The sequence below is a fragment of the Streptomyces sp. NPDC005551 genome (genome assembly GCF_042871785.1).
Classification (GTDB): domain Bacteria; phylum Actinomycetota; class Actinomycetes; order Streptomycetales; family Streptomycetaceae; genus Streptomyces.
Genome location: NZ_JBIAJE010000001.1, coordinates 806,090 through 824,247 on the forward strand (window position 1 = coordinate 806,090; position 18,158 = coordinate 824,247).

The window sequence follows — 18,158 nt, forward strand, 5'->3', positions numbered from 1 at the left end:
GCACTGCGGCTCCGGCCCGGGCGCGCGAGGGCGTCCGGGCCGGACGCCGCCGTCGAGGAAGCGCGAGCCGCGGGAGCGCCCGCGCCCGCCTGAAAACTCTTCGTAGCCGTCCCGTAACACGATTGGTGTTCGCTACCGGGTCGGAGCACTCCAGTCGGCGGGGAGTTGGGCGATGGCTGTGGAACAACTCCCTTTCGAAGTGCGGCAGTTCGCTGCCTATCTGAACGGTCTTGTGGCACGCCTCGACCAGGGCGGCGGCTGGTGCGGGGTCTTCTGGCAGCGTGACCCCGACGGCATGCGGGCCTGCCTGGACGGCTGGGAGGTGCCGCCCTGGGACGTCGTGGAGGCGCTCCTCCAGGACCTCGCTGCGGAGTACGGCTCCGGAGTCGCCGCCGGGGAGGCGGAGCGGGCCCGCGCGCTGCACGGGGCCTCGCTCGCCGCGTTCGATGCCCGGCCCGGCGGCCGTGACGCCCTCGGCGACCGCCTCGACGTGCTGCTCCGCGAGCAGCGCTACGCCGTCGAACGCCAGGCCGAACTCGGACGCCTGCTGGGTACGGCTTCCCGGGAGGCGGCCGCTTCGATCCGCCTCGACCTGGACTGGGCCCGCGACGACCACGAACGTGCCACGGCGCGCTGCGCGGAGCTGCGCCGGCGGATGCGGGAACTGGACCGCCGTGCCGGGCGCGCCCGCGAGCGGCCGGGCGTGGACCTCCCGGCCGACGGGGGCGGGGCCGCGCCATCCCCGACGGGGGACCCGCGGGGCGGGGCGCCCGCCTCCTGGTCCGCGTTCGCGGTGCAGCAGACTCCGCACCACCGGGACGGGCCCGGGATCCCCGGCACCCCGGACCCCGCCGCCCACGCCGACGCCGCTCACCTCGCGGAGGCCCGGGCGGTCTCGTACGCAGCTCACCCGGATTCGGCCGACGAAGGCACGTACGCAGCTCACCCGGCCCCGGCCGGCCCCGGCCCTGACGCCTACGCCGCCAATCCGGTCGCGGCGGCCGACCCGGGCGTCGGCACGTATGCCGCTCACCCGACCCCCGCCGACCCCGGCGGCAAGCCCGCCGCGCCTGCGGTCTCCGGGTCCAAGCCGCGTTCCAAGCGCCGCGCCCGCGGTGGGGCCCGGTTCGCCGGGATGGTGGAGGCGGACGACACTCGTGTCGTCGCCCCCGCGGAGCCGGGTCCCGCCCGCCGTACGCCCCGAGGCGCCCGCTTCGCGGGAGCCGCCGAGGAGGTCGCGCGCCCGCAGCCCCGCAGGCAGCCGCTGGACGACGAGGGAAGGCGGGACACCGTGGACACCGTCGCGGCCCTGGTGCGCCTGCGCGCCGAGGGCCGCAGCGGCGAGGCGCACGCCCTGCTCGTCGAGGCGGCGTACTGGCCCGCCGCCCGCTTCCCGCTGCTCGCCGCCGAACTGCACCGGGCGGGCCTGGACGCCGACTGGGCCACACTGCTGTGGGAGGCGGCCTCGCTGCCCGCCGGCCGGCTGGTCGCCGCGGCGGACGCCCTCGTCGCGGCGGGCCGCGTCGCGGACGGCCGGCAGATGCTGCGCCAGGGCGTCGCCCGTCCCGCCCCGGAGATGGGGGCCGCCGTACTGGAGCTGGCGGCGGCGGGCCGGGACCGGGACGTCCGCGCGCTGCTCGACGCCTACGTACGCGTCCGCCCGCCCGAGGAGGCCGCCCGCAGCGCGGCCGCGGACCCGCCCCACCTGGTCCCCCTGCTGCTGGAGTCCGCCCGCGGCGCCTCCGAGGAGTGCTACTGGGACCTCGTGCACGCGCTCCGCGTCGCCGGGTTCGCCGCCTGAACCGGCGTCCCGGAGGCCCGCGCTCACCCACAGGAGTGTGAAACATGATCGACTCAGCGGGTTCACGACGATGGTCTTGGCAAGGCCGCCGCGGAGGCTTACTTTCGAGCCTCTACCGCCTTTGTCTACGGGCGTAGAAGCTCTCTGACGTCCCGTCGAAGGAGCACACCATGGCCAACGTCGTACGCGCCGCCCTGGTCCAGGCCACCTGGACCGGCGACACCGTATCCATGATCGCCAAGCACGAGGAACACGCGCGCGAGGCGGCCCGCCAGGGCGCGAAGGTCATCGGATTCCAGGAAGTCTTCAACGCGCCCTACTTCTGCCAGGTCCAGGAGCCGGAGCACTACCGCTGGGCGGAGCCGGTACCGGGCGGCCCGACCGTCCGCCGGATGCAGGACCTCGCCCGGGAGACCGGCATGGTGATCGTCGTGCCCGTCTTCGAGGTCGAACAGTCCGGCTTCTACTACAACACCGCGGCCGTGATCGACGCCGACGGCAGCTACCTCGGCAAGTACCGCAAGCACCACATCCCGCAGGTCAGGGGATTTTGGGAGAAGTACTACTTCAAACCGGGCAACCTCGGCTGGCCGGTCTTCGACACCGCGGTCGGCAGGGTCGGCGTCTACATCTGCTACGACCGCCACTTCCCGGAGGGCTGGCGTCAACTCGGCCTCAACGGCGCCCAGCTCGTGTACAACCCGTCCGCCACCCACCGCGGTCTGTCCTCGCACCTGTGGCAGCTGGAACAGCCCGCCGCCGCCGTCGCCAACGAGTACTTCATCGCGGCGATCAACCGGGTCGGCATCGAGGAGTACGGCGACAACGACTTCTACGGAACGTCGTACTTCGTCGATCCGCGCGGCCAGTTCGTGGGGGACGCGGCGAGCGACAAGACCGAGGAACTCCTCGTCCGTGACCTCGACTTCGACCTGATCGAGGACGTGCGGCAGCAGTGGGCGTTCTACCGGGACCGCCGTCCGGACGCGTACGAGGGGCTGGTGCGGCCGTGACCGGCCTGTACGCGCGCCACCGGGCCGTCCTGCCCGACTGGCTCGCGCTCTACTACGCCGAACCGATCGAGATCACCCACGGCGAGGGCCGTCACGTCTGGGACGCCGACGGCAACAAGTACCTCGACTTCTTCGGCGGCATCCTCACGACGATGACGGCGCACGCCCTGCCCGAGGTGACCAAGGCGGTCAGCGAGCAGGCCGGGCGGATCATCCACTCCTCGACGCTCTACCTGAACCGGCCGATGGTCGAACTCGCCGAGCGCATCGCCCAGTTGTCCGGGATCCCGGACGCGCGGGTCTTCTTCACCACGTCCGGCACCGAGGCCAACGACACCGCCCTGCTGCTCGCCACCGCGTACCGGCGCAGCAACCAGATCCTGGCGATGCGCAACAGCTACCACGGCCGCTCCTTCAGCGCGGTCGGCATCACCGGCAACAAGGGCTGGTCACCGACCTCGCTGTCACCCCTCCAGACGCTGTACGTCCACGGCGGTGTCCGCTCCCGCGGCCCGTATGCCGGCCTGGGCGACGCCGACTTCATCGCCGCCTGCGTCGCCGACCTGAAGGACCTGCTCGGCCACGTGCGCGCGCCCGCGGCCCTGATCGCCGAACCGGTCCAGGGCGTCGGCGGTTTCACGGCACCCCCCGACGGCCTGTACGCGGCCTTCCGCGAGGTGCTCGCGGAGCACGGCATCCTCTGGATCGCCGACGAGGTGCAGACCGGCTGGGGCAGGACGGGCGAGCACTTCTGGGGCTGGCAGGCACACGCCACGGCCGGCCCGCCCGACATGCTGACCTTCGCCAAGGGCATCGGCAACGGCATGTCCGTCGGAGGAGTCGTCGCCCGCGCCGACGTCATGAACTGCCTCGACTCCAACAGCATCTCGACCTTCGGCGGCTCCCCGGTGACGATGGCCGCGGGCCTCGCGAACCTCACCTACCTCCTCGAACACGACCTCCAGGGCAACGCCCGCCGGGTCGGCGGTCTGCTCATCGAACGGCTCCGGGCCGTCGCCGCGCAGCTGCCGGAGGTACGGGAGGTGCGCGGCCGCGGACTCATGATCGGCATCGAGCTGGTCAAGCCCGGCACGGGCGAGGCGCACCCGGAGGCCGTCGCGGCGGTCCTGGAGGCGGCCCGCGGGGCGGGCCTCCTGGTCGGCAAGGGCGGCGGCCACGACACGAGCGTGCTGCGCATCGCCCCGCCGCTGTCGCTGACCGTCGCCGAGGCGGAGGAGGGCGCCGCGATCCTCGACCGGGCGCTGAGAAGCGCCCTGTAGCGGTCACGGTCGTCCCCCGCCCGGCGCGGGGAGCCGGGGCCGCCCACGGTGGTCCATCGGCCCTTCCGCTTGAGCGAGTTGCCCGAAGAGGTGCAGGCCCCTCGACCCCACGGATTCACAGCAGCGGTATTGCCTCAGTGCCCGCGGGCCCGGCGGATCCGGCGCAGCGGGCGAACCGGAAGGAGAGGGAGCATGAGCCGTACCGTCATCCGCGGTGGCCTCGTCATCACCGCGTCCGACGAGATCCACGCCGACGTCCTGATCGAGGACGGACGCATCGCAGCCCTGGCCGCGTCGGGCACCCCGGCCGCCGGGGCGTGGACGGCCGAGCGCCTGATCGACGCCACCGGGAAGTACGTCATTCCGGGCGGCGTCGACGCCCACACCCACATGGAGCTGCCGTTCGGCGGCACCGCCGCCTCCGACTCCTTCGAGACCGGCACCCGGGCCGCGGCCTGGGGCGGCACCACCACGATCATCGACTTCGCGGTGCAGAGCCCCGGCCACTCGCTGCGTGAGGGCCTGGACACCTGGAACGCCAAGGCCGACGGCACATGTGCGATCGACTACGGCTTCCACATGATCGTGTCCGACGTGAACCAGGAGACGCTCAAGGAGATGGATCTGCTGGTGGGGGAGGGCGTCACCTCCTTCAAGCAGTTCATGGCCTACCCCGGCGTCTTCTACAGCGACGACGGCCAGATCCTGCGCGCCATGCAGCGCTCCGCCGAGAACGGCGGCCTGATCATGATGCACGCCGAGAACGGCATCGCGATCGACGTCCTCGTCGAGCAGGCGCTGGCCCGCGGCGAGACCGATCCGCGCTACCACGGCGAGGTCCGCAAGGCCCTCCTGGAGGCCGAGGCCACCCATCGCGCCATCAGGCTCGCGCAGGTCGCGGGAGCACCCCTGTACGTCGTGCACGTCTCCGCGCAGGAGGCCGTCGCCGAAATCACCCGCGCCCGCGACGAGGGCCTCAACGTGTTCGGCGAGACCTGCCCGCAGTACCTGTTCCTGTCGACGGACAACCTCGCCGAACCCGGCTTCGAGGGCGCGAAGTACGTGTGCTCCACCCCGCTGCGCCCGAGGGAGCACCAGGCCGCCCTGTGGCGCGGGCTGCGGACGAACGACCTCCAGGTCGTCTCCACCGACCACTGCCCCTTCTGCTTCACCGGCCAGAAGGACCTCGGCCGCGGCGACTTCTCGAAGATCCCCAACGGTCTGCCGGGCGTCGAGAACCGCATGGACCTGCTCCACCAGGCCGTCGTCGACGGGCACATCTCGCGCCGCCGCTGGATCGAGATCGCCTGCGCGACCCCGGCCCGGATGTTCGGCCTGTACCCGAAGAAGGGCACCATCGCGCCCGGCGCCGACGCCGACGTGGTCGTCTACGACCCGCGCGCCGAACAGGTCATGTCCGCCGGGACGCACCACATGAACGTCGACTACTCCGCCTACGAGGGCAAGCACGTCACCGGCCGGGTGGAGACGGTGCTCTCGCGGGGTGAACTCGTCATCACCGAGCGGGAGTTCACCGGACGTGCGGGGCACGGCGTCTACACCCCCCGCTCGACCTGTCAGTACCTGAACTAGGAGCGGCGCCCATGGACTTCGGACTCGTCCTGCAGACCGACCCGCCCGCCTCGCGGGTCATCAGCCTGATGAAGCGCGCGGAGCGCAACGGCTTCAGCCACGGCTGGACCTTCGACTCGGCCGTCCTGTGGCAGGAACCCTTCGTCATCTACAGCCAGATCCTCGCGAACACCCAGAGGCTGACGGTCGGCCCGATGGTCACCAACCCGGGCACGCGCACCTGGGAGGTCACCGCCTCCACCTTCGCCACCCTCAACGACATGTACGGCAACCGCACGGTGTGCGGCATCGGGCGCGGTGACTCGGCGATGCGGGTCGCCGGACGCAAGCCCAACACCCTCGCCAGGATCAGCGGGGCCATGAAGGTCATCCGCGCCCTCGGCCGCGGCGACGAGGCCGACCTCGGCGGCACGGTCGTCCGGTTCCCGTGGGTCAGGCCCGGCGCCGAACTCCCCGTCTGGATGGCCGCGTACGGGCCCAGGGCGCTGAAGATGGCGGGGGAGGAGGCCGACGGCTTCATCCTCCAGCTCGCCGACCTCTATCTGACCGAGTACATGGTCAAGGCCGTGAAGCGGGCCGCGGCCGAGGCCGGACGCGACCCGGCCGAGGTGACGGTCTGTGTCGCCGCACCGGCGTACGTCACCGAGGACGACTCGCCCGAGGCACTCGCCCACGCCCGCGAGCAGTGCCGGTGGTTCGGCGGCATGGTCGGCAACCACGTCGCGGACCTGGTGTCCCGGTACGGCGACCACTCCGGCATGGTCCCGGACGAACTGACCGCGTACATCAAGGCCCGCGAGGGGTACGACTACGCGCACCACGGACGCAGCGGCAACCCCGACACCGCGTTCGTGCCCGACGAGATCGTCGACCGGTTCTGCCTGATCGGCCCGGTCGAGAAGCACATCGAGAAGCTGCGCGCCCTGCGCGGCCTGGGTGTCGACCAGTTCGCCCTCTACGACATGCACGACGCGCAGGAAGCCGTCATCGACACGTACGGGACGAAGGTCATCCCCGCCGTCAACGGCCGGTAGCCCGGTCACGGCCGCCCTCTCGTCGACGGCCGCCCGTACGAGGGCGGTTGTGCCCTTCCTCGGTTCCTCCCCCTTCCCGCCGTCCCGGGGAGGGGGCCGGCGCGCTCCCCGAACCCCCCTCGGGACACCCGCACGGCCTTTCCCGACACTCCTCACTGATGGGCCTGCTCATGACCGACACCGCCCCCGCCGACAGCCCCCGGCCCGCCCAGGTCGTCCTCGCCGACAGCCGGGTGGAGACCGCGCCGGGCGCACCCCGGCCCACCGGTCCCTACGCCAACGAGGACCTGCTCCCGGTCCCGGTCGAGAAGCGCACCTGGACCACGTACAACTTCTCGGCCCTCTGGGTCGGCATGGCCCACAACACCGCCTCCTGGACCCTGGCCTCGGGGCTGATAGCCGTCGGCATGGACTGGCGGCAGGCCGTCCTCACCATCGCCCTGGCCAACCTGATCGTGCTGGTCCCGATGCTCCTCACCGGGCACGCCGGACCCAAGTACGGCATACCGTTCCCGGTCTTCGCCCGTGCGTCCTTCGGTGTCCGGGGCGCCAACCTGCCCGCGGTCGTACGGGCGTTGGTGGCCTGCGGCTGGTTCGGCATCCAGACCTGGATCGGCGGCGAGGCCATCTACTTCCTCGCCGGCAAACTCTTCGGCGACGGCTGGGCGGACGCCTCGCGGGTCGGCGGCCACGCCTGGACCATGTGGCTGTCCTTCGCCCTCTTCTGGGTCCTTCAAGTCGCCATCATTCACCGGGGCATGGAGACCATCCGCCGCTTCGAGAACTGGGCCGCGCCGTTCGTGCTCGTCGGCGCCGGTGTGCTGCTGTGGTGGATGAGCGGCAAGGCGGGCGGCTTCGGACCGCTCTTCGACCAGCCCTCCGAGCTGGGGTGGGGTCCGGACTTCTGGAAGCTGTTCGCACCCGCCCTCATGGGCATGATCGGCTTCTGGTCCACCCTGTCACTGAACATCCCGGACTTCACCCGGTACGGAAAGAGCCAGCGCGCCCAGACCTGGGGCCAGGCGCTCGGCCTGCCCACCACCATGACGCTCTTCGCCTTCCTCTCCGTCATGGTCACCTCCGGGTCCCAGGCCGTGTACGGCGAGGCGGTCTGGGACCCGGTCCAGCTGGCCGCCAGGACCGACAACGTCTTCGGCCTGCTCTTCGCCCTGGTCACCGTGCTGGTCGCGACCCTGTCCGTGAACGTCGCGGCCAACCTGGTCTCCCCGGCCTTCGACTTCTCCAACATCGCCCCCCGCAGGATCAGCTTCCGCACCGGCGCGCTGGTCACCTGCGTACTCGGCGTGCTGATCTGCCCGTGGAGGCTGTACGCCGACCCGCAGGGCTACATCTTCACGTGGCTCGGCCTGGTCGGGGGTCTGCTCGGCACGGTCGCCGGCATCCTCATCGCCGACTACTGGATCCTGCGCCGCACGGAGCTGGACCTCGCGGACCTGTACCGTGCCCGCGGCCGCTACTGGTACCACGCCGGGTGGAACTGGCGGGCGGTCGTCGCCTTCGTCACCGGCGGTGTCCTCGCCGTCGGCGGCGCCGACTTCCACCCGCTGGTCGACGGGCGGCCCGTACCGGTCCTCGAACCGCTCGCCGACTACGGCTGGGCGGTGGGTCTCGGCACGTCGATGCTGCTGTACCTGGTCCTGATGACGTTGCGGGGGAAGGAACCGAAGAGTGCGTGAACCGGCGGTGCGCCGTGCCGGGGCTACCCGGCGGCCTTCAGCGCGGCCACCGCCTCTTTCGCGGCCTTGATGGCGCCCTTGTTGATCTCGTCCGTACCGGGCGCCTTCTTCGTCTCGAAGTCACTGCCGTTGTAGGTGATGATCACCAGCGCGTTGGACGCCCGGGCGACGACCACGCCCTCGCGGGTCTGCTGCTTGTCCTTGGTGGTGAGGTCCACGACGGAGTAGGCCGCGTCCCCGAGTCCGGGGACCACCCCGCCGCCGCTCCGCTCCGTCGTGCGCTGCCGGTAGGCGCCGACGGCCGCCTCGTCCGACTTCTTGATCTCGTACGAGATGTCGAGCCAGCGGTAGTCGAAGCCCTTCAGCGCGTTCCAGGAACAGGTGCGCCGTGCGGACTTGTCCGTCGACGCGATCTCCTGCCCGGCCGCCCTGGCACCGGGGACGAGCGACTTGACGGTCTTTTCGCTCACGCCCTCGCACGGCGCGGGCGCGGCGGTGTACGTCCTGGGCGCCGCCGAGGCGGAGGGGGCGGACGCCGTGGCGGTGGCGGTCGTCGGCGCCGGTTCGTGGTCGGCGGCGGGAGCCGCGGCCAGCGGGCCGGACGTCAGGGCCCAGCCCGCCGAGGCGAGCACGGCGACCGGCAGCAGACGCGCGGTGAGAGCGAGCGGCAGAGGAAGAGAACGCACGGCGCACTTCTCGTGGGGGACGGTGCGGAGAGAGTCCGCACTGCGGACGGGACGACAGTGTCACACGACTGCCTGTGGGGCGGAAGTGCGAACTCGCTCCGTGCCCGCGCGGTGACAGTGACACGCCGCCGACGGCCGGCGGTGCACCGGAGCCGAGCGGCCGTCACCGGCCGGACGCCCGCGGGGAGCCGGACCCCGCCCGCCCTCTCCTGCCGGCGCGACGGGCCCTCGGGGGAGCGGCGCGCGTGCCCACGGGGACCGCGCCCGGGACCCGGTCGCCCTCGGTCATCCGATCTCCTCGCGCAGACTCAACGGCAGTTCGCGCTCGATGCGGTCGACGGCGGCGAACGCGCCGTACGCGATCAGCCGGACCAGGCAGTGGTCGGTGTACGGCCGCTGCTTCCACGCGGCCACGTCCTCACCGGTGATGCGGTACGGCGCCAGCGCGGCCAGCAGCGCCAGACGCGCGCCCGGACGGTCGGCGCGGCCGGGCAGCCCCGGAAAGCCGAGCGGCGGATGCGTGCCGTCCCACGCCTCGACCACCTCCCGTACGAGGGCACGGTCCTCCTCGGCCAGCAGTGCGGCGCCCGCGCTCGCCGCCGTCCGCAGCGCCGCGTACGCCGGGCCGACCGTCGTCCCGGCCGCCCAGGAAGGACCGGTGCCCGGCTCGTCCAGGAATGCCGCCGCGGCACCCGGCGCGACGTCCCGCCGCACCGCCGCCGACACCGAGCGGCCCACCAGGCTGCGTACCGCCCGGAAGCGCTGGACGTTGCCCGGGAGCAGGTTCTCGGTCAGGAGGGAGGAGACGATCCGGTTGATGAAGTGGAAGGAGAGCACCGTGCCGAGGTACGCGGGGGCGTGCCCGGCAGGGAACGGGAGCGACGCCACGCCCGGGCTGCCCGGGACGCGGGTCGCCTCGCCCCAGGCGAGCACGCGCGCGTGTCCGCCGTCCCGCGGGAGCTCTCCGCGTGCCAGCCGCTCCGCGAGGGCGTGGTCCCCGGTGGCGTGCAGCAGCACGGTGTGCGCGTCCACGCAGAACGGGCACCTGTTGGCACGCGACACCCCGAATGCCGCGAGTTCCTTGCCGGTGCGGCTGCCGGCGCCCGCGATCAGTGACTCGCGCATCAACGCCCAGGTGGCTGCGAGAAGTTCGGGATCGGCGGAGAGGACGACGAAGGTCGGCGGGTGGTCGATGCCGAAGTCCCGGGCCAGTTGGGCGTAGACCTCGGCGGTGCGGCCGGTGGCCGACTCGGGCGGGACGGGCTCGGTGTGGCGGAAGGGCGAAGTCATGGGGGAACCCTGGCCCCCGGGGGCGCCCTCCCGCGTCGTACGGGCGGACGGAACCGGGCCTGCGCCGGCGGGGCCCCTCGCACCGCGGACTACTGCCCCGGGAGTAGTCCGATTACCGTTCACAGGTCTGACGCGTCCCCCGATGGTGCCGGTCTAGGGTGCGGACATGCACGGGGAGCGGCTGACGCGCAGGGACCTCGCCGACGCGGCACTCGCCGTCGTCGTCGGCGCGGCCGTCGTGACCGCCGCGGCCTTCGACCGAGACACGGCCCCGCTCGACCTCGCGCTGATCGTCATCGGTTCGCTGGTGCTCGCCGCCCACCGGCGGGCACCGCGCGTGGTCCTGGCCGTCAGCACGGCCGCCCTCACCGGACACGTCCTGCACGCCCAGCCGGGCACGCTGTCCGCCCTGCCGGTGCTGGCCGCCGTGCACACCGCGGCACGGGCCGGTCACCGGGCGGTGGCGGGCGCCGCGAGCGCCGTGTTCCTCGCCGGCTGCCTCACCACCGGGCCCACGACGCGGGAGGCCGTCGAGCGATCGGCCCTGCTCGCGGGATGGTTCCTGTGCGCCCTCGTCGCCGGGCTGGCCGACCGCAACTGGCAGGCGTACCTGCGCCAGACCGAACAGCGCGCGCTGGAGGCCGAACGCACCCGTGAGGAAGCGGCCCTACGGCGGGCGGACGAGGAACGGCTGCGCATCGCACGGGAGTTGCACGACTCGCTCACGCACAGCATCTCGATCGTCAAGCTCCAGGCGGGCGTCGCCGTCCACCTCGCCCGCAAGCGCGGCGAGGAGGTGCCGCCCGCCCTGCTCGCCATCCAGGAGGCGGGCGGCGAGGCGATGCGCGAACTGCGCGCCACCCTCGACGTGCTGCGCACCGAGGAGCCCACCGGGACGCCCGCACTGCTCGTGGAGCGGGCCCGCGCGGCGGGACTCGCCGCCGAGCTGACCGTGACCGGCGACGAACGCCCGCTCACGGCCACGGTGGACCGCGCGGCCTACCGCATCGTCCAGGAGGCCCTGACGAACGCGGCCCGGCACGCCGGACCGGCGAAGGTGAGCGTGCGACTCGACTACGGACGCGACGAGTTGGCGGTGCGCGTGGACGACGACGGAAGTGCCGTACCGTCCCGGCCGCCCGAGCCGGGCACCGGTCTCACCGGCATGCGCGAACGGGTCACCGCACTCGGCGGCACCCTGCACACCGCGCCCCGCCCGGAAGGCGGCTTCTCGGTGCACGCCGTACTGCCCCTCGGGCTGCCGGAGAGCGCCGCGTGATGGGCGAGGGCACGGTGGGGGGCGGGCGCGGGGCGACGGGGGCGAACGGTCCGGACGGTGCGTGCGGCGGGAGCGCGGCACGCAAGCCCGTCCGGGTCGCCCTGGTGGACGACCAGGCCCTGATGCGGGCCGGTTTCCGGGCCCTGCTGGAGTCCGAGGACGGCATCGAGGTGGTGGGCGAGGCCGCCGACGGCCGGCAGGGCCTGGAACTGGTGCGCGCCCAGCTCCCCGACATCGCCCTCGTCGACGTGCAGATGCCCGTCATGAACGGCATCGAGGCCACCCGCCGCATCGCGGCCGACCCGCACCTGTCCGCCGTCCGCGTCGTGATGCTCACCAACTACGGCCTCGACGAGTACGTCTTCGAGGCGCTGCGCGCCGGGGCCGGCGGCTTTCTGCTCAAGGACACCGAACCCGCCGACCTGTTGCATGCCATCGAGGTGGTCGCGGGCGGCGAGGCGCTGCTGTCGCCGTCCGTCACCCGCACCCTGATCGGCGAGTTCGTCGCCCGGCCCCCGGACCGGGCCACCGCTCCCGGTCTGGAGAGCCTCACCCGTCGCGAGCGCGAGGTGACCGCTCTCGCCGCGCGCGGCCTGAGCAACGAGGAGATCGCCGCCCACATGGTCGTCAGCCCCTTCACGGCGAAAACGCACATCAGCCGCGCGATGACCAAGCTCGGCGCCCGCGACCGCGCCCAACTGGTCGTGTTCGCCTACGAGTCGGGACTGGTGACGGCGCGGCGGACCCTCGGATGAGGGCCCTTGCCGGGAGCGCGGCCGAAGACGTGGCCCCGGCACGGGCCGCCTGCGATGATCGGCGGGTGATCGCGATACGTGCGAGAGGGGCCCGCGGGACCGCCCTGGCCTGTGCGCTGGCGCTGGGAGCGAGTGGATGCGGGCTCTCGGCCGAGCTGGACCGGGAACGCCATCCCCAAGGCCGGCCGACGCCCACCCCGTCGCGGACCCGCACGGTCCGGCCGCCCGCCCCCGCCCCCATCTCGCCCGCCCCCGTGACCCCCGCCTCCGGGCGCTCGCACGCCGTGCCCGTCCAGCCGCGGACCGGCTGCCCGAGCTCCGGTGTGCGCCTCGACACCGGCGACGAGGACGCCGCCATGGGACTGCGCAGCATGACCCTCACCCTCACCAACTGCGGCGACCGGCCGTACCGGCTCAACGGACACCCCACGCTGCGGGTCCTCGACGAGGCGGGCGCCCCCCTCCCCGGAGTGCGCACCGTCGCCGGGACCGACGAGGTGTTCATGGCGCCCGAGGACCCGGGCCCCGAGCCGCTCACCCTCGCCCCCGGCGAGAGCGCCCGGTCCGGCCTGTACTGGCGGATGGCGGCCGAGAACGGCACGTACCTCCGCGTCGGCCCGCAGCGGGGCCGCGCCGCCGTGACCGTACGCGCCCGGGAACCCCTCGACATCGGACCGGAGAACGTCCTCGGGACGACGGCCTGGGCCCCGACGGCCCGGTAGTCGGGCGTCGCACGGCCGCCGGGCGGGCGGGCCGGGACGCGCACGCTCACCGAACGCCCGCCCCGCAGCGAGGAGTCCGCCCTTGTTCACCACCCGACCCACCCTCCAGGGCACCTTCGGCATGGTGTCCTCCACGCACTGGCTCGCCTCGCAGTCGGCGATGGCCGTCCTGGAGGACGGCGGCAACGCGTACGACGCCGCGGTGGCCGCGGGATTCGTCCTGCACGTCGTCGAACCGCACCTCAACGGGCCCGCGGGCGAGGTCCCGGTCATCCTCGCCCCGGCGGGCGGTGAGGTCCGCGTGCTGTGCGGGCAGGGCGTCGCACCCGCCGGAGCGACCGTCGCCCACTACCGCGCCCTCGGCCTCGGCCTCGTACCGGGCACCGGCCCCCTCGCGGCCGCCGTGCCCGGCGCCTTCGACGCGTGGATGCTGCTCCTGCGCGACCACGGCACCAAATCCCTCGCGGACGTCCTGACGTACGCGATCGGATACGCCGAGGACGGACACGCGCCCGTGGAGGGCGTCACCGAGACCGTGGAGACGATGCGCGGGCTCTTCGAGACGGAGTGGACGTCGTCGGCCGAGGTGTACCTGCCGGACGGCGACCTGCCGCGCCCCGGTGAGCTGCTGCGCAACCCGGCCCTCGCCGCCACCTGGCGCCGGCTGCTCGCCGAGGTCTCCGGCGCCGGGGACCGGGTGGCGCAGATCGAGGCCGCACGGCGGGTGTGGCGCTCCGGCTTCATCGCCGAAGCCCTGGTGCGCCAGGCGCGGCGGCCCACCCTGGACACCAGCGGCGAGCGCCACACCGGCACCCTGACCGCCGCCGACCTGGCCGCCTGGTCCGCCACCTACGAGGCCCCGGTGACCTACGACTGGCGCGGCTGGACCCTGTGCAAGGCGGGACCCTGGAGTCAGGGCCCGGTCCTCCTCCAGCAGCTCGCGCTGCTCCCCGACGAACTGCCCGCCCACGGCTCCGCCGACTACGTGCACCTCCTGGTCGAGGGCTGCAAGCTCGCCATGGCCGACCGGGAGGCGTGGTACGGCGACGCCGCCGACGTACCCCTCGACGAGCTGCTGTCCGAGCCGTACAACGCGTCCCGGCGGGCCCTCGTCGGGACGCGTGCCTCGTACGAGCTGAGGCCGGGCGGCCCGGGCGGGCGCACCCCGCGGATCAGCGGACACGCGCGCGTGGCGGCCGCCGGGGAGACGGGACCCGGCCCCGCCGCGATGCCGGGAGCGGGCGAGCCGACCGTCGCGAGGAGCCCGCGGTCGCCGGTGCCGGGCGAGCCGGAGACCGCGGCGGACGGGGGCACCCGCGGCGACACCTGCCACCTCGACGTCGTGGACCGCTGGGGCAACATGGTGGCCGCCACCCCGAGCGGCGGCTGGCTCCAGTCCAACCCCGTCGTACCGGAGCTGGGCTTCCCGCTCGGCACCCGGCTCCAGATGGCCTGGCTGGAGGAGGGACTGCCGAACTCCCTCACCCCGGGCCGCCGGCCGCGTACGACCCTCACGCCTTCCCTGGCCCTGCGCGACGGCGTGCCCGTCCTCGCCTTCGGCACCCCCGGCGGCGACCAGCAGGACCAGTGGCAGACGCACTTCTTCCTGGCCGTCGCCCTGCGCTCCGAGGTACGGGGCGGTCTCGACCTGCAGGGCGCCATCGACGCCCCGAACTGGCACACGGACAGCTTCCCCGGCTCCTTCCATCCCCGCGGCATGCGTCCCGGCAGCCTCACCGTGGAGTCCCGCCTGGATCCGGGGGTCGTCGAGGAGCTGCGGCGCCGCGGCCACGACGTGCTGGTGGGCGGGGCGTGGTCCGAGGGGCGCCTGTGCGCGGTCGCCCGGGACCCGCGCACGGGTGTCCTGTCGGCGGCGGCGAACCCGCGGGGCATGCAGGGCTACGCCGTGGGCCGCTGAACTCCGCGGGCCGTCCCCGGCCGTGTGCGCCCGGGGACCGCCGGGCGCGCGGGGCTCCGGTTTCATGGCGATTCCACCCGGCGTACACCGGCAGGGTAGGGATTGTCAGCGGGCCATGCTGTCATGGAGGCATGATCGAAGAGTTTCTCGCACAGCGCGCGGCCGACGTCGAAGAGGCGGTCCGCAAGGCGGCCGCCGCCGAGATCATGCCGCGGTTCCGGCAGCTCGCGGCGCACGAGATCGACCAGAAGACGGGCCCGCACGACCTGGTGACCGACGCCGACCGCAAGGCCGAGGAGTACCTGACCGAGGCGCTCACCGCGCTGCTGCCCGGCTCGGTCGTCGTCGGCGAGGAGGCGGTGCACGCCAACCCCGCGACCTACGCGTCCATACGCGGCGCCGCCCCGGTCTGGATCGTCGACCCCGTCGACGGGACGCGGCAGTTCGTCCACGGCGACCCCGGCTTCTGCACCCTGGTCGCGCTCGCGCTGGACGGAGTCGTGCACGCGTCCTGGACGTTCGCCCCCGTGCGCGAGGAGTTCGCCACGGCGGTCCGCGGCCAGGGCGCCCTGCTGGACGGCGCGCCCCTGCGCTCCGGTTCCCCGGCCCCCGGCAGCGACCTGCGCGTGGCCACGTCCCACCCGGACTACACCACCGACGAGCAGAAGCGGGCCCTGCTCGCCCTGCGCGCCGAGGGCGTCCGGCCGCGCCCGTGCGGCTCGGCCGGCCTGGAGTACCTCGCCGTCGCCCGCGGCGAGCTGGACGCGACCGCGTTCAGCTGGGAGGCCGCGTGGGATCACGCGGCCGGTCTGCTGCTGGTCGAGGAGGCGGGCGGCGCGCATCTCACGCTCGCGCGTGAACCGTTCCGCATCACCGGGGGCAACGCGCTGCCCTTCACCGCGGCCCGGGACGCGGACACGGCCCGACGCGTGGTGGACCTGCTGGCACAGGGCGTCTGACGAGCCGGACGCCGACGGCGGGCCTACCGGATCGGCCCCGTGCCGGCCCTCGGGCGGGACCCGGCGCGGGAGAGCCGACGCGGGACGGCACGCGCGTTCAACCGCCCTCGCCGCCAAGGCCGTCCGTCCCCCGGCCTATCCTGATGTTCAGTGGCCGTCGGCTGACAAAGGAGTCCGAAGGTGCCGTCGATGCTCGATGCGGTCGTGGTGGGTGCGGGGCCGAACGGACTGACGGCTGCCGTGGAGCTGGCCCGGCGCGGCTTCTCGGTGGCGGTGTTCGAGGCGCACGGCACCGTGGGCGGGGGAGCGCGCACCGAGGAGCTCACGCTCCCCGGTTTCCGGCACGACCCGTGCTCCGCGGCCCACCCGCTGGGAATCAACTCGCCGGCGTTCCGCGCCATGCCCCTGGAGCGCTACGGACTGCGGTGGCTGCACGCCGAGCTGCCCATGGCCCACCCGTTCCCGGACGGCACGGCCGCGGTGCTGTCCCGCTCGGTGGCCGAGACCGCCGCTTCATTCGGCCCGCGCGACGCGGGCGCGTACCGCCGACTGGTCGAGCCGTTCCTGCCCAGGTGGGACACGCTGGTCCACGACTTCATGTCCCTGCCGCTCAGCTCGCTGCCGCGCGACCCCCTCACCCTCGCCCGCTTCGGACTGACCGGGCTGCCCCCCTCCACCTGGCTGATGCGCCGCTTCCGCGACGAACGGGCCAAGGCGCTGTTCGCCGGCCTCGTGGCCCACGTCATCGCCCCCCTCGGCGGCATCGCCACGAGCGCGGTGGGCCTCGTCTTCGCCCTCGCCGCGCACGCCCGCGGCTGGCCCGTCGCCCGCGGCGGCTCCCAGTCCATCTCGGACGCGCTCACCGCCTATCTGAAGGACCTCGGCGGCACCGTCCACACGGACTACGAGGTCAAGCACTTCGACGACCTGCCGCCCGCCCGGGCGTACGTCTTCGACACCTCGCCCACGGCCCTGGCCCGCATCGCCGGCTTCGGCCGCTACTACGAGGGCTACCGGTACGGCGCGGGAGTCTTCAAGATCGACTACGCGCTGGACGGGCCGGTGCCCTGGACGGCTCAGGAGGCGCGCGCCGCGGGGACCGTACAGGTCGGCGCGAGCCGGCAGGAGATCGCCACCGCGCTGCACGCGGCCTCCCGCGCGGGCCGCGCACCGGACGTGCCCTTCCTGATCACCGTGCAGCCAGGCGTCGCCGACCCGTCCCGGGCACCCGCCGGGAAGCAGGTCTTCTGGACGTACGGCCACGTCCCGAACGGCTGGAGCGGAGACCTCACGGACGCCGTCGAGCGCCAGCTGGAGCGCTTCGCGCCGGGCTTCCGCGACCGGGTCCTCGCCCGCGCGACGGCCGGGCCGCCCGAGCTGGCCGTCCGCAACGCCAATTACGTGGGCGGGGACATCGCCTGCGGAGCCGCCTCAGGACTCCAGCTCATGCTGCGGCCCAAGCTCTCCCTGTCCCCGTACGGCACCCCGCACCCCGCCGTCTTCATCTGCTCCTCGGCCACCCCGCCCGGGCCCGGTGTGCACGGCATGTCCGGGCACAACGCGGCCAAGGCCGTCTGGAGGAGGCTGCGCCAGTCATGACCACCCTCACACTCGTCCAGGGCGACATCACCCGGCAGACCGTCGACGCCGTCGTCAACGCGGCCAACTCCTCGCTGCTCGGCGGAGGAGGCGTCGACGGCGCCATCCACCGGCGCGGCGGCCCGGCCGTCCTCGCCGAATGCCGCAGGCTCCGTGCCTCCCGGTACGGCAAGGGCCTGCCCACCGGCCGGGCCGTCGCGACCACCGCGGGCGAGCTGGACGCGCGCTGGGTGATCCACACCGTGGGCCCGGTCTGGTCCGCCGACGAGGACCGCAGCGAGCTGCTCGCCTCCTGCTACCGGGAGTCCCTGCGGATCGCCGCCGAACTCGGCGCGCGGACCGTGGCCTTCCCCGCGATCTCCACCGGCGTCTTCGGCTGGCCGATGGACGACGGTGCGCGGATCGCGGTGCAGACCGTCAGGGAGGCCGCGGCTCCCCCCGTCGAGGAGGTGCGGTTCGTGCTCTTCGACGAGCGTGCCCACGCGGCGTTCGCCGACCAGCTGGGGTGAGCCCGGGAGGGACGGCGTCCCCG

Annotated in this window: 15 protein-coding genes; 13 read left to right on the forward strand and 2 right to left on the reverse strand. The window is 73.6% G+C overall.

Going from position 1 to position 18,158, the window contains the following annotated elements:
- Positions 1 to 172 precede the first annotated feature (172 nt).
- The 6 genes from ACFYP4_RS03560 (at position 173) to ACFYP4_RS03585 (ending at position 8,418) form a co-directional block, all read left to right on the forward strand.
- Positions 173 to 1,801 (forward strand): hypothetical protein, encoded by a 1,629-nt coding sequence (locus ACFYP4_RS03560; RefSeq protein ID WP_388782452.1) that lies wholly within the window; start codon positions 173 to 175, stop codon positions 1,799 to 1,801.
- Between the two features lie 170 nt (positions 1,802 to 1,971).
- A complete protein-coding gene (locus tag ACFYP4_RS03565; protein ID WP_388782455.1) occupies positions 1,972 to 2,814 on the forward strand; it encodes a nitrilase-related carbon-nitrogen hydrolase in 843 nt (280 codons plus the stop codon).
- Positions 2,811 to 4,094: an aspartate aminotransferase family protein gene (locus tag ACFYP4_RS03570; RefSeq protein WP_358851521.1), complete on the forward strand. Its 1,284-nt coding sequence runs from the start codon at positions 2,811 to 2,813 to the stop codon at positions 4,092 to 4,094. Before ACFYP4_RS03565 ends, ACFYP4_RS03570 begins: the two co-directional genes overlap by 4 nt.
- 192 nt (positions 4,095 to 4,286) lie before the next feature.
- On the forward strand, positions 4,287 to 5,687 hold the full coding sequence (gene hydA / locus ACFYP4_RS03575; RefSeq protein WP_358851520.1) for a dihydropyrimidinase: 1,401 nt from the start codon (positions 4,287 to 4,289) through the stop codon (positions 5,685 to 5,687).
- 11 nt (positions 5,688 to 5,698) lie between these two features.
- Positions 5,699 to 6,721 carry a TIGR03842 family LLM class F420-dependent oxidoreductase gene (locus ACFYP4_RS03580; protein ID WP_358851519.1) on the forward strand — a complete coding sequence of 341 codons (1,023 nt, stop codon included), beginning with the start codon at positions 5,699 to 5,701 and terminating at the stop codon, positions 6,719 to 6,721.
- A 170-nt stretch (positions 6,722 to 6,891) separates the two neighbouring features.
- Positions 6,892 to 8,418, forward strand: coding sequence for an NCS1 family nucleobase:cation symporter-1 (locus tag ACFYP4_RS03585; RefSeq protein WP_388782707.1), 1,527 nt, complete (start codon positions 6,892 to 6,894; stop codon positions 8,416 to 8,418).
- Positions 8,419 to 8,441: 23 nt separating this feature from the next.
- Here the strand turns inward: ACFYP4_RS03585 and ACFYP4_RS03590 are convergent, their stop codons facing one another.
- Complete coding sequence (locus ACFYP4_RS03590) at positions 8,442 to 9,104, reverse strand: hypothetical protein (RefSeq protein WP_388782458.1); 663 nt, start codon at positions 9,102 to 9,104, stop codon at positions 8,442 to 8,444.
- A gap of 285 nt (positions 9,105 to 9,389) precedes the next feature.
- Positions 9,390 to 10,394 carry a carboxymuconolactone decarboxylase family protein gene (locus ACFYP4_RS03595; RefSeq protein ID WP_388782461.1) on the reverse strand — a complete coding sequence of 335 codons (1,005 nt, stop codon included), beginning with the start codon at positions 10,392 to 10,394 and terminating at the stop codon, positions 9,390 to 9,392.
- Positions 10,395 to 10,560: 166 nt separating this feature from the next.
- Between ACFYP4_RS03595 and ACFYP4_RS03600 the strand changes: the two genes are divergently transcribed.
- The 7 genes from ACFYP4_RS03600 (at position 10,561) to ACFYP4_RS03630 (ending at position 18,135) form a co-directional block, all read left to right on the forward strand.
- Positions 10,561 to 11,673 carry a sensor histidine kinase gene (locus ACFYP4_RS03600; protein WP_358851516.1) on the forward strand — a complete coding sequence of 371 codons (1,113 nt, stop codon included), beginning with the start codon at positions 10,561 to 10,563 and terminating at the stop codon, positions 11,671 to 11,673.
- Positions 11,673 to 12,428: a response regulator gene (locus ACFYP4_RS03605; protein ID WP_388782464.1), complete on the forward strand. Its 756-nt coding sequence runs from the start codon at positions 11,673 to 11,675 to the stop codon at positions 12,426 to 12,428. The genes ACFYP4_RS03600 and ACFYP4_RS03605 overlap by 1 nt, the downstream gene beginning before the upstream one ends.
- Positions 12,429 to 12,493: 65 nt before the next feature.
- Positions 12,494 to 13,150, forward strand: a complete 657-nt coding sequence (locus tag ACFYP4_RS03610) for a DUF4232 domain-containing protein (protein WP_388782467.1) — start codon at positions 12,494 to 12,496, stop codon at positions 13,148 to 13,150.
- 82 nt (positions 13,151 to 13,232) lie between these two features.
- Complete coding sequence (locus ACFYP4_RS03615) at positions 13,233 to 15,068, forward strand: gamma-glutamyltransferase (protein WP_358851513.1); 1,836 nt, start codon at positions 13,233 to 13,235, stop codon at positions 15,066 to 15,068.
- Between the two features lie 131 nt (positions 15,069 to 15,199).
- Positions 15,200 to 16,027 carry an inositol monophosphatase family protein gene (locus ACFYP4_RS03620; RefSeq protein ID WP_358851512.1) on the forward strand — a complete coding sequence of 276 codons (828 nt, stop codon included), beginning with the start codon at positions 15,200 to 15,202 and terminating at the stop codon, positions 16,025 to 16,027.
- Between the two features lie 189 nt (positions 16,028 to 16,216).
- Positions 16,217 to 17,626: a phytoene desaturase family protein gene (locus ACFYP4_RS03625; RefSeq protein WP_388782470.1), complete on the forward strand. Its 1,410-nt coding sequence runs from the start codon at positions 16,217 to 16,219 to the stop codon at positions 17,624 to 17,626.
- A complete protein-coding gene (locus ACFYP4_RS03630; RefSeq protein ID WP_358851510.1) occupies positions 17,623 to 18,135 on the forward strand; it encodes an O-acetyl-ADP-ribose deacetylase in 513 nt (170 codons plus the stop codon). Before ACFYP4_RS03625 ends, ACFYP4_RS03630 begins: the two co-directional genes overlap by 4 nt.
- Positions 18,136 to 18,158: the final 23 nt, after the last annotated feature.

Coding starts and splice junctions, on each gene's coding strand:
- ACFYP4_RS03620 (WP_358851512.1), top strand. CDS start 15,200: ATGATCGAAGAGTTTCTCGCACAGCGCGCGGCCGACGTCGAAGAGGCG.
- ACFYP4_RS03580 (WP_358851519.1), top strand. CDS start 5,699: ATGGACTTCGGACTCGTCCTGCAGACCGACCCGCCCGCCTCGCGGGTC.
- ACFYP4_RS03560 (WP_388782452.1), top strand. CDS start 173: ATGGCTGTGGAACAACTCCCTTTCGAAGTGCGGCAGTTCGCTGCCTAT.
- hydA (WP_358851520.1), top strand. CDS start 4,287: ATGAGCCGTACCGTCATCCGCGGTGGCCTCGTCATCACCGCGTCCGAC.
- ACFYP4_RS03565 (WP_388782455.1), top strand. CDS start 1,972: ATGGCCAACGTCGTACGCGCCGCCCTGGTCCAGGCCACCTGGACCGGC.
- ACFYP4_RS03585 (WP_388782707.1), top strand. CDS start 6,892: ATGACCGACACCGCCCCCGCCGACAGCCCCCGGCCCGCCCAGGTCGTC.
- ACFYP4_RS03600 (WP_358851516.1), top strand. CDS start 10,561: ATGCACGGGGAGCGGCTGACGCGCAGGGACCTCGCCGACGCGGCACTC.
- ACFYP4_RS03605 (WP_388782464.1), top strand. CDS start 11,673: ATGGGCGAGGGCACGGTGGGGGGCGGGCGCGGGGCGACGGGGGCGAAC.
- ACFYP4_RS03595 (WP_388782461.1), bottom strand. CDS start 10,394: ATGACTTCGCCCTTCCGCCACACCGAGCCCGTCCCGCCCGAGTCGGCC.
- ACFYP4_RS03625 (WP_388782470.1), top strand. CDS start 16,217: ATGCTCGATGCGGTCGTGGTGGGTGCGGGGCCGAACGGACTGACGGCT.
- ACFYP4_RS03630 (WP_358851510.1), top strand. CDS start 17,623: ATGACCACCCTCACACTCGTCCAGGGCGACATCACCCGGCAGACCGTC.